We start from the raw sequence: 10115 nt of genomic DNA on the forward strand, positions 1-10115 counted from the left end.
TAGTAGCTCATGACCCCGTGCACGATGAAAGGCCAGCGATGCTCACGTTGATCAAGCAAGAAAAACTCCTGCTGCTGGCGTTGCTTGCCGCGTTCGTGGCTTATCCGCTGGAGCACTGGCTGTTGGGCAGCGGACAGATGGTGGCATTGATCGGCGCGTTGGCGCTGATTGGCTTCATCGTCGCCGCGTCCATGCGCGTGGCCCATCACGCCGAGCTGTTGGCGGAAAAGGTCGGTGACCCCTACGGCACGATGATCCTGACGTTATCGGCGGTGCTGGTGGAAGTGGTGATCCTGGCGATCATGATGAGCAACCAGGCTTCGCCGACGCTGGTGCGGGACACGATCTACTCGGCGGTGATGCTCGACATCAACGGTATCCTCGGGCTCGCGGCACTGATGGGCGGGATCAAGCATGGCGAGCAGGTCTACAACGACGACTCGGCGCGCACCTACAGCGTGATGATCCTCACCGCCATGGGCGTGTCGATGGTGGTGCCGGAGTTCATCCCCCGGGAAAGCTGGAAGACTTATTCGGCCTTTACCATTGGCGCGATGCTGGTGTTGTACACCTTGTTCCTGCGCATGCAGGTCGGCCCCCACAGTTACTTCTTCAGCTACAGCTACCCGGAAAAACGCCGCCGGAAAGAGCCGGTGGAAGATGAACCGAAACCCGTCAGCCTGGCGTTCTCCATCGCGGCGCTGGTGTTTGGTGTGGTGGTGATCGGCGCGCTGGCGGAAGTCATGTCCAAGGCCATCGACCTGGGGTTGGAAGGGACCGGAGCGCCGCCGGTGGTCACGGCCATCCTGGTGGCCGCCATCTCCGCCGCACCGGAAATTCTCACTGCCCTGCGCGCGGCGCTCGCCAATCGCATGCAGTCGGTGGTGAACATCGCCCTGGGGGCTTCGCTGTCCACGGTGATTCTCACGGTGCCGGTGATGGAGGCCATGGCCCTCTACACCGGCCAGCCCTTCCAGATGGCAATGACTCCGGTGCAGACGGTGATGATCTTCATCACCCTGATCGTCAGCGCGATCAACCTCAACGATGGCGAAACCAATGCCATCGAAGGCATGACCCACTTCGTGCTGTTCGCGACGTTCGTGATGTTGTCGTTGCTCGGCCTGTAAATCGTGCGCGGCGCCAGAGATGGGCGGGCTTGCTCGCGAAAGCGTCGGTGCCGCCAGCATCGATGTCGACTGACCGACCGCTATCGCGAGCAAGCCCGCTCCCACATGGGAGGGGCGTCGGGTCAGCTTCCCGCAATCAGCTCCCGCGCCGCCTGGCTGTGATCGGCGATCAACCCCTTCAGGTCCAGCCCCTCGACTTGGCCATCGATGACCCGCCAACGGCCGGCGATCATCACTCGATCGGCCCGGTCGGCACCGCACAGCAGCAGGGCCGAGATCGGGTCGTGGCTGCCGGAGAAACGCAACTCATCGAGCTTGAACAGCGCCAGGTCGGCCTGCTTGCCGACGGCCAACTCGCCGATGTCGCTGCGTCCGAGCAATTGCGCCGAGCCACGGGTGGCCCAGCCGAGGACGCGCTCGGGTGTGATCGCCGGCGCGCCGTAGCGCAGGCGCTGGATGTACAGCGCCTGGCGGGCTTCGAGCAGCATGTTCGAGGCATCGTTGGACGCCGAACCGTCGACCCCCAGGCCCAGCGGAGCGCCGGCGGCGGTCAGTTCCAGGGTGGGACAGATGCCCGACGCCAGGCGCATGTTGGAGCTTGGGCAATGGCAGATGCCGGTGCCGGCGGCGCCGAGACGGGCGACCTCATCCGGGTTGAAATGAATGCCGTGGGCCAGCCAGGTGCGCGGGCCGAGCCAGCCGACACTGTCCAGGTAATCCACCGTGCGCAGGCCGAAACGTTGCAGGCAGAACGCTTCTTCGTCGAGGGTTTCGGCCAGGTGCGTGTGCAGGCGCACGTCGAGCTTTTCCGCCATCTCGGCGCTGGCGCGCATGATGTCGGGTGTGACCGAGAACGGCGAGCAGGGCGCCAGGGCAATCTGGATCTGCGCGCCGTCGTTGCGTTCGTGGTAGCGATCGATCAGGCGCTGGCTGTCTTCGAGAATGACCTCGCCCTGCTGCACGGTCTGTTGCGGCGGCAGGCCACCGTCGGCTTCGCCCAGGCTCATGGAACCGCGCGTGAGCATGGCGCGCATGCCCAGTTCGCGCACGCTCTGCACTTGCACGTCGATGGCGTTTTCCAGGCCGTCGGGAAACAGGTAGTGATGGTCGGCGGCGGTGGTGCAGCCTGACAGCAGCAGCTCGGCCAGCGCCACTTTGCTTGCCAGGGCGAGTTTTTCCGGGGTCAGCCTCGCCCACACCGGGTAGAGGGTCTTCAACCATGGAAACAACGGCTGGTTCACCACCGGCGCCCAGGCCCGTGTCAGCGTCTGATAGAAGTGGTGATGGGTGTTGATCAGGCCGGGCAGGATCACGTGCTCGCGAGCGTCGAAGACCGTGTCACAGGGTTGGGCGGGCTGCTGGCCGAGGCCCAGCCGTTCGACGATCACACCGTCCTGCAGGACGAGGCCGCCACGGGCATCGAGGTCGTTGGCCGTAAAAATGGCGAGGGGGTTTTTTAACCAGGTACGGGTCGCAGGCATGGTGGCCGGCTCCTCTGAAAGTGGGTTCAGGTTAGCCAGCTCAGTGATGCCCTGTCTGCTGATCCAGGGTCGCCGTCGGGGGCGAAGTGGGGAGTTTACTCAGGTTCAGTCGTCCGTGACCAGTGCCTTACCCCGGCCCCTTGTGGGAGCGAGCAAGCTCGCTCCCACAAGGTTTACCAGGGAATCGTCTCGCCCTTGTAGTTAACGAAGTGATGCCCGCCCTTGCCGGCGAAGGCGTTGACCTGGTCGATCAAGCCGCGGGTGCTGGTCTGGACATCGATGTCTGCCCCTTCACCGCCCATGTCGGTCTTCACCCAGCCAGGGTGCAGCGACAGTACGGTCAACGTCTGGTCGCCCAGTTGGCTGACAAAGCTGTTGGTCATGGAGTTGAGAGCCGCCTTGCTGGCCTTGTAAAGCGCCAGTTCCGGGGCGTCGGGCATGGTCACGCTGCCCAGCACCGAACTCATGAACGCCAGCACGCCGCTGCCATCGCGGATCTGGCCGACGAAGCGCTGCGCCAGGTTGATCGGTGCCACCGCGTTGGTGAAGAACAACTGGCCGACTTCAGCCAGCGTCGCGCCGCCGGGGCTCTGGTTGTCCGGGCCCTTGACGCCGGCATTGACGAACAGCAGGTCGAAGGTTTCACCCTTGAGCTGCTGGCTCAGGGCGATGACCGCTTGCTGGTCGTCCATGTCGAGTTTTTCGATCCGAACCGGACCCAACGCCTTCAACGCCCCGGCGTTCTGCGGGTTGCGCACGGTGGCGGTCACGTTCCAGCCATCGTCCAGCAACACCTTCACCAGGCCGAGGCCCAAGCCCCGGGAGGCACCGATGATCAATGCGTTTTTTGCCGAATTCATGAGGGCATCCTTGAAAGAAAAAAGGTCACGGATTTAATGGACAACGTTGCCCGAGCCGTTGTTTCAGCTCGTGACGCAACGCGTCGAGTTCGGTCATGCGGGTTTCGATCAGGGTCAGTTTGTCCTGTAGCAATTGCGTGATGGCGTTGCCCGGATCCGGTACGCGCCACAGGGCGGCGACGCTATGGCCGATCTCGCCCAGAGTAAAGCCCAGGCGCTGGGCCGTCTTGATGTAGAGCACCAGTTGCACCATGTCGTCGGGATAATCGCGATAACCATTGGCGCTGCGGCCCGCCGCGATCAGGCCGCGCTGCTCATAGAAGCGCAGCGTATCGCGGCTGACGGCGCAGGCCTGGGCGAGTTCACCGATGCGCATGAGGGTCTCCAGAAGGGCTTGACCCTGGAGCATACCCCAAGCTTTAGCCTGTTCGCTCCTTGATTATCTGGAGCATTGTTATGTGGACCCCAACGCAGTACCGCCGCGTGGTGCGCGGCGGCGCCTGGTACGACCTGATCGTGACCGCCGCCTTCGCCACGCCCTGGACGTTTGCCATCCTGCATGGCGCGCTGACGAGCCTCGCCCAGGCACTCGATCTGCCAGGTGAGTTGCCGGCGTTTGCGCCCGCGCACCTGTTGATGGCGAACCTGCTGGGTTCGATTGTCTGTGTGTGGTCGGTGTTGCGGATCCGCGACCCGCAGCCGACGTATGGGCGGTATGACGCGGCGGGGCGGTTGCTGTTTGCAACGTGGATGCTTTATGCACTGCTCCATGGGGCCAGTGCCATCGTCTGGGTATTTCTGTTCTTTGAACTGGCATGGGGCCTGATGCAGGTCTTGCCTATTCGTGGCCAGTGGTTAAAAAATGATCAAGCCCCTGCGAGCCATGCCGTTATTGGCACCTGAAGACCCATGAACGGGTTATCCACAGCTTGCTCCACAGTAATTGTGCGCAAGCGAGACGCGCGGGCATAAGCGCCGCGCGGCTTTCTCCCAAAGGTGATAAACCACCGCAAGCAACTGTTTTGCTGGCGGATTTATCAACTGGATGAAGGGTTGGACAAAAACTGAGCAACCCTCTAAAACCCGCGTGACAGAAGGGTTACAGAGGGATGTGCTCAGGTTATCCACAGTCGGATGCACAGTGGATGTGGGCAAGTTTTGCGGCGGGGGGATTCGCCTTCGTGCTCAACGCTCCAGCAGAATCCGTCCACGGCTCAGGTCCGCCAATTGCTTTTGCAATAGCGGGATCTGCGCTTCGCCGACGGCCAGTTGCAGGGCCACGCCGTTGGCGGTGAATTGCTCCTCGGTCACCAGTCCGCCGCACTCGGCGACCCGCAGCTTCACCAGGGGCAATTCTGCAAAGCCGCAGGCGCAGCGCAGCGCCACGCGGCTGATCAGTTCGATCTTGTCAGCGTTTTGCAAACACTTGTTGGCGCCACCACCGTACGCCCGCGCCAGTCCGCCGGTGCCCAGTTGGATCCCGCCGTACCAGCGGATGACCAGCACCACCACCTGATCGCAAGCTTGCGCTTCGATGGCGGCCAATATCGGCCGCCCGGCCGTACCGCCCGGTTCGCCGTCGTCGTTGCTGCGGTATTGATCGCCGAGCTTCCAGGCCCAGCAGTTGTGCGTGGCGTCCAGGTCGCTGTGCTGCTCGATAAAGGCCTGGGCATCGGCGGGGCAGGTGATGGGGGCGGCGAAGGTGATGAAGCGGCTCTTGCGAATTTCTTCGCGGTATTCGCAAAAACCGGCAAGGGTAAAAGGCATGAGCAATCTTAAATGGCTGGTGTCAGGCCGCAGCCCTTGAGAATGATACGGATCAGGTTGTCGCCAGCTTCGATCATGTCCTGCTTGGTCAATTTGCTGCGCCCGGTCACGCGGCAGATCTGGGTGGCGAAGTCGGCGTAATGCTGGGTACTGCCCCACAGCAGGAAAATGAGGTGCACCGGGTCGACGGGGTCCATCTTGCCGGCGTCGATCCAGGCCTGGAACACGGCAGCGCGGCCGCCGAACCAGGCGCGATAATCCTGGTTGAAGTACTCGGTCAGACACTCGCCACCGCTGATCACCTCCATGGCAAACAAGCGCGAGGCTTGGGGCTGGCGACGGGAGAACTCCATCTTGGCGCGAATGTAGCGGGTCAAGGCCTCGGCCGGATCATCTTCGGCGGTGAGGTGATTGAAGGTGCTGTCCCACAATTCGATGATGTTGCTCAGCACCGCCACGTACAGGCCAAGTTTATTGGTGAAGTAATAATGCAGGTTTGCCTTGGGCAGCCCGGCCTTCAAGGCAATGGCATTCATGCTGGTGCCCTTGAACCCGTGGCGGGCGAATTCATCTTCAGCGGCCTTGAGAATGGTCTCTTCGTTCTTCTGACGAATGCGACTGGTGGGCTTGCCACCGTGGGCGGGGACTTCAAAGGTCATGGACGTTTCCGGGCTGGGTCTGTGGGGCAAGCAAATGCGTTGATAACGCACCGGCGGCGATCAGACAAGTGCCACCCTCATTTAAAGCCGTTTGGCGATCCGGGCTCAGCGCGTTGCCGCGAGGCTTTCGAGAAAACTCTCCAGCACCAGATGAGGCCGCCGCCCCTTGCGCGTGACCGACGCCAGGCTCAGGTCATAGAAGCGGGTTTTAGCTTTCAGGGCTCGCAACCGACCTTGCTGGACCCAGAGGTTGGCGTAGTGATCCGGCAGGTAGCCGATGTAGCGTCCGGTCAGGATCAGGAACGCCATGCCTTCGCGATCCGACGCACTGGCCGTGCAGTTGAGCGCCTGGTAGTGAGCCTGGATGTCGGCCGGCAGGCGGAAGGTGGGCGCGATGGCGTCCTGGCTGTTGAGGCGAGTGTCGTCGAGCTGCTTGTCATCCACATAGAACAACGGATGCCCCACGGCGCAATACAGCAGCGACCGTTCGCTGTAGAGCGGCTGATATTCCAACCCGGACAGGGCGCTGGCCTGGGGAACCACGCCGACGTGCAGGCGACCGTCGAGTACGCCTTGCTCGACTTCATTCGGGGCGATCATGCGAATCTGGATCTGCACGTCGGGTCCGCGTTCTTTCAATTGGGCCAGTGCATGAGTGATACGCATGTGGGGCAGGGTGACGAGGTTGTCGGTCAGGCCGATGGTCAGTTCGCCACGCAGGTGCTGGTGCAGGCCGTTGACCTCGGTGCGGAAGCTTTCCAGCGCACTTAATAGCTGCAACGCCGACTGATACACCTCGCGGCCTTCTTCCGTCAGCGAAAAACCCGCGCGCCCACGCTGGCACAGACGCAGGCCCAGGCGCTGCTCCAGGTCGCTCATCTGTTGGCTGATGGCCGAGCGGCCAATGCCAAGCACCGTTTCGGCGGCGGAGAATCCACCGCACTCCACCACGCTGCGGAAAATGCGCAACAGGCGGATGTCGAAGTCGCTGACCTGGGCCAGTGGGTCGGGGCGGCGGACGCTCATAGTTTAGTAGTCTGCTGACTGAAAGTTAGAAAAGTTGCATTTCACCGACTTTATCGCCGTGGCAACTTAGCCGCAAGAACGCCTTTTGATCCCTGTCGCCTTTGTCCTGAGAGGTTTTGTCGATGAACATGCCCGAACACGCAGCCGGTTCCCTGGCCAGTCAGCTCAAGCTCGATGCTCACTGGATGCCCTACACCGCCAACCGTAACTTCCAGCGCGACCCTCGCCTGATCGTGGCGGCTGAGGGCAGTTGGCTGGTCGACGACAAGGGCCGCAAGGTCTACGACTCGCTGTCGGGCCTGTGGACCTGCGGTGCCGGGCACACCCGCAAGGAAATCCAGGACGCGGTCGCCAAACAACTGGGTACCCTCGATTACTCGCCGGGGTTCCAGTACGGCCACCCGCTGTCGTTTCAGTTGGCGGAAAAAATCACCAGCCTGACCCCCGGCAACCTCAACCATGTGTTCTTTACCGACTCCGGTTCGGAGTGCGCCGACACCGCGGTGAAAATGGTCCGGGCCTACTGGCGCCTCAAGGGGCAAGCCACCAAGACCAAGATGATCGGCCGTGCCCGTGGCTATCACGGCGTGAACATCGCCGGCACCAGCCTTGGCGGTGTCAGCGGCAACCGCAAGCTGTTCGGCCAGGCAATGATCGACGTCGATCACCTGCCGCACACCTTACTGGCCAGCAATGCCTATTCCCGTGGCATGCCCAAGGGGGGCGGTGTCGCCCTGGCCGATGAGCTGCTGAAGCTGATCGAATTGCATGACGCTTCCAACATTGCGGCGGTGTTCGTCGAGCCAATGGCGGGTTCGGCTGGCGTGTTGGTGCCGCCTGAGGGTTACCTCAAGCGCCTGCGGGAAATCTGCGACCAGCACAGCATCCTGCTGGTGTTCGACGAAGTGATCACCGGATTCGGCCGCACCGGTTCGATGTTCGGTGCCGATAGCTTTGGCGTGACACCGGACCTTATGTGCATCGCCAAGCAAGTCACCAACGGCGCGATCCCCATGGGCGCGGTGATTGTCAGTTCCGAGATCTACCAGACCTTCATGAATCAGCCGACGCCCGAGTACGCCGTGGAATTCCCCCATGGCTACACCTACTCGGCGCATCCGGTGGCCTGCGCGGCCGGCCTGGCGGCGCTGGACCTGCTGCAGAAGGAAAACCTGGTGCAGAGCGTGGCCGAGGTCGCACCGCATTTCGAGAACGCACTGCATGGGGTGAAAGGGGCGAAGAACGTCATCGACATTCGCAACTATGGCCTGGCCGGGGCGATCCAGATCGCCGCGCGGGACGGCGATGCGATCGTGCGTCCGTTCGAGGCCGGCATGGCGTTGTGGAAGGCCGGTTTCTATGTGCGGTTTGGTGGCGACACCTTGCAGTTCGGGCCGACGTTCAACAGCAAGCCGCAGGACCTGGACCGTTTGTTCGATGCGGTCGGCGAAGTGCTGAACAAGCTCGACTGACCCACCCTTTCCTAATCGCTTTCAACAACGGGCGTCCGGTGACGGGCGCCTGTGGATAAATTCTGGAGTCCCCATGAGCCTCATCCCGCATTTGATCAATGGCGAACTGCTGAGTGACAGCGCTCGCACGGCCGACGTGTTCAACCCGTCCACCGGCCAGGCGATCCATAAGGTGCCCTTGGCTGATCGCGCGACCATTCAACAGGCCATCGACGCGGCCAAGGCGGCTTTCCCGGCCTGGCGCAGCACGCCGCCGGCCAAGCGCGCGCAGGTGATGTTTCGTTTCAAGCAATTGCTGGAGCAGAACGAATCGCGCATTGCCCAGTTGATCAGCGAAGAACACGGCAAGACCCTGGAAGACGCGGCTGGTGAGCTCAAGCGTGGCATCGAAAACGTCGAGTTCGCCTGCGCCGCGCCGGAAATCCTGAAGGGCGAATACAGCCGTAACGTAGGACCGAATATCGACGCCTGGTCAGACTTCCAACCCTTGGGTGTCGTTGCGGGCATCACGCCGTTCAACTTCCCGGCGATGGTGCCGCTGTGGATGTACCCGTTGGCGATTGTTTGCGGTAACTGTTTCATTCTCAAGCCGTCCGAGCGCGACCCGAGCTCGACCTTGCTGATCGCCCAATTGCTGTTGGAGGCGGGGCTGCCCAAGGGCGTGTTGAGCGTGGTGCATGGCGACAAGGCGGCGGTGGATGCGCTGATCGAAGCACCGGAAGTGAAGGCCTTGAGTTTTGTCGGCTCGACGCCGATTGCCGAATACATCTATGCCGAAGGCACCCGACGCGGCAAACGCGTCCAGGCGCTGGGCGGGGCGAAGAACCATGCGGTCCTGATGCCGGATGCCGATCTGGACAATGCGGTCAGCGCACTGATGGGCGCGGCATACGGTTCGTGCGGCGAGCGTTGCATGGCGATTTCGGTGGCGGTCTGTGTCGGCGACCAGGTGGCCGACGCACTGGTGTCCAAGCTGGTGCCGCAGATCAAGGCGTTGAAAATCGGTGCGGGGACTTCTTGCGGACTGGACATGGGGCCACTCGTGACCGGTCAGCATCGGGACAAGGTCAGTGGTTATATAGAAGATGGCGTCTCGTCGGGGGCTTCGCTGATCGTCGACGGTCGCGGCTTGAGCGTCGCCGGGCATGAGGAAGGCTTCTTCCTGGGCGGCTGCCTGTTTGATCGCGTGACACCCGAGATGCGCATCTATAAGGAAGAGATCTTCGGGCCGGTGCTGTGCATCGTCCGGGTCAACAGCCTGGAAGAGGCGATGCAACTGATCAACGATCACGAATATGGCAACGGCACCTGTATCTTCACCCGCGATGGTGAAGCGGCGCGGTTGTTCTGCGATGAGATCGAAGTCGGCATGGTGGGCGTCAACGTTCCACTGCCGGTGCCTGTTGCATATCACAGCTTTGGCGGCTGGAAGCGTTCGTTGTTCGGCGACCTGCATGCCTATGGTCCTGACGGCGTGCGTTTCTATACGCGACGCAAGGCGATTACCCAACGCTGGCCGCAGCGTGCCAGTCACGAGGCTTCGCAGTTCGCGTTCCCCAGCCTGTAAGGGGTGAATGCAGAGGCCGGCCCCTTGGGGCCGGCCTCTGCATTCATGGGGGGTTCTGACTGATGTGACAGATTTGTGAAAATAGGGGTTGACGGCAGATTCCAGACGTCTATAATTCGCCCCACTTCCGGCGCAGTCGAAACGAAAAACTCC

At 62.1% G+C, this 10115-nt stretch carries 10 protein-coding genes; 4 read left to right on the top strand and 6 right to left on the bottom strand.

Features of this window, described 5'->3' with window-relative positions:
- Positions 1–38 precede the first annotated feature (38 nt).
- Positions 39–1130 (top strand): calcium:proton antiporter, encoded by a 1092-nt coding sequence (locus V3H56_RS03315; protein WP_047735994.1) that lies wholly within the window; start codon positions 39–41, stop codon positions 1128–1130.
- Positions 1131–1252: 122 nt separating this feature from the next.
- On the opposite strand, the gene V3H56_RS03320 is transcribed toward V3H56_RS03315, so the two are convergent.
- From V3H56_RS03320 to V3H56_RS03330, 3 genes are all read right to left on the bottom strand, one after another.
- The gene (locus V3H56_RS03320; protein ID WP_047735993.1) at positions 1253–2611 is read right to left on the bottom strand and encodes an 8-oxoguanine deaminase; all 1359 of its coding nucleotides are present in this window, start codon (positions 2609–2611) and stop codon (positions 1253–1255) included.
- A 173-nt stretch (positions 2612–2784) separates the two neighbouring features.
- A complete protein-coding gene (locus V3H56_RS03325) occupies positions 2785–3471 on the bottom strand; it encodes an SDR family oxidoreductase (RefSeq protein WP_042732590.1) in 687 nt (228 codons plus the stop codon).
- 25 nt (positions 3472–3496) lie between these two features.
- Positions 3497–3847: a MerR family transcriptional regulator gene (locus V3H56_RS03330; protein ID WP_042732592.1), complete on the bottom strand. Its 351-nt coding sequence runs from the start codon at positions 3845–3847 to the stop codon at positions 3497–3499.
- Positions 3848–3927: 80 nt separating this feature from the next.
- Here V3H56_RS03330 and V3H56_RS03335 point away from each other — a divergent pair, with 80 nt between their 5' ends.
- On the top strand, positions 3928–4374 hold the full coding sequence (locus V3H56_RS03335; protein WP_047735992.1) for a hypothetical protein: 447 nt from the start codon (positions 3928–3930) through the stop codon (positions 4372–4374).
- A gap of 282 nt (positions 4375–4656) precedes the next feature.
- Here the strand turns inward: V3H56_RS03335 and V3H56_RS03340 are convergent, their stop codons facing one another.
- From V3H56_RS03340 to V3H56_RS03350, 3 genes are all read right to left on the bottom strand, one after another.
- On the bottom strand, positions 4657–5238 hold the full coding sequence (locus V3H56_RS03340) for a YigZ family protein (RefSeq protein WP_047735991.1): 582 nt from the start codon (positions 5236–5238) through the stop codon (positions 4657–4659).
- Between the two features lie 8 nt (positions 5239–5246).
- The gene (locus tag V3H56_RS03345) at positions 5247–5897 is read right to left on the bottom strand and encodes a TetR/AcrR family transcriptional regulator (protein ID WP_042732597.1); all 651 of its coding nucleotides are present in this window, start codon (positions 5895–5897) and stop codon (positions 5247–5249) included.
- 105 nt (positions 5898–6002) lie between these two features.
- Positions 6003–6923 (bottom strand): LysR family transcriptional regulator, encoded by a 921-nt coding sequence (locus tag V3H56_RS03350; protein WP_042732596.1) that lies wholly within the window; start codon positions 6921–6923, stop codon positions 6003–6005.
- Positions 6924–7045: 122 nt separating this feature from the next.
- On the opposite strand from V3H56_RS03350, the gene V3H56_RS03355 reads away from it, so the two are divergent.
- Both V3H56_RS03355 and V3H56_RS03360 read left to right on the top strand, forming a co-directional pair.
- Positions 7046–8395: an aspartate aminotransferase family protein gene (locus V3H56_RS03355; RefSeq protein ID WP_047735990.1), complete on the top strand. Its 1350-nt coding sequence runs from the start codon at positions 7046–7048 to the stop codon at positions 8393–8395.
- Between the two features lie 73 nt (positions 8396–8468).
- The gene (locus V3H56_RS03360; RefSeq protein ID WP_047735989.1) at positions 8469–9962 is read left to right on the top strand and encodes a CoA-acylating methylmalonate-semialdehyde dehydrogenase; all 1494 of its coding nucleotides are present in this window, start codon (positions 8469–8471) and stop codon (positions 9960–9962) included.
- Positions 9963–10115 lie beyond the last annotated feature (153 nt).

It is taken from the genome of Pseudomonas sp. MS646, from assembly GCF_036693845.1.
Lineage (GTDB): Bacteria > Pseudomonadota > Gammaproteobacteria > Pseudomonadales > Pseudomonadaceae > Aquipseudomonas > Aquipseudomonas chlororaphis_E.

Excerpts from the sequence above, each read along its gene's own strand:
- V3H56_RS03320 (WP_047735993.1), bottom strand. The coding sequence starts at position 2,611 with ATGCCTGCGACCCGTACCTGGTTAAAAAACCCCCTCGCCATTTTTACG.
- V3H56_RS03345 (WP_042732597.1), bottom strand. The coding sequence starts at position 5,897 with ATGACCTTTGAAGTCCCCGCCCACGGTGGCAAGCCCACCAGTCGCATT.
- V3H56_RS03360 (WP_047735989.1), top strand. The coding sequence starts at position 8,469 with ATGAGCCTCATCCCGCATTTGATCAATGGCGAACTGCTGAGTGACAGC.
- V3H56_RS03340 (WP_047735991.1), bottom strand. The coding sequence starts at position 5,238 with ATGCCTTTTACCCTTGCCGGTTTTTGCGAATACCGCGAAGAAATTCGC.
- V3H56_RS03335 (WP_047735992.1), top strand. The coding sequence starts at position 3,928 with ATGTGGACCCCAACGCAGTACCGCCGCGTGGTGCGCGGCGGCGCCTGG.
- V3H56_RS03350 (WP_042732596.1), bottom strand. The coding sequence starts at position 6,923 with ATGAGCGTCCGCCGCCCCGACCCACTGGCCCAGGTCAGCGACTTCGAC.
- V3H56_RS03355 (WP_047735990.1), top strand. The coding sequence starts at position 7,046 with ATGAACATGCCCGAACACGCAGCCGGTTCCCTGGCCAGTCAGCTCAAG.
- V3H56_RS03325 (WP_042732590.1), bottom strand. The coding sequence starts at position 3,471 with ATGAATTCGGCAAAAAACGCATTGATCATCGGTGCCTCCCGGGGCTTG.
- V3H56_RS03315 (WP_047735994.1), top strand. The coding sequence starts at position 39 with ATGCTCACGTTGATCAAGCAAGAAAAACTCCTGCTGCTGGCGTTGCTT.
- V3H56_RS03330 (WP_042732592.1), bottom strand. The coding sequence starts at position 3,847 with ATGCGCATCGGTGAACTCGCCCAGGCCTGCGCCGTCAGCCGCGATACG.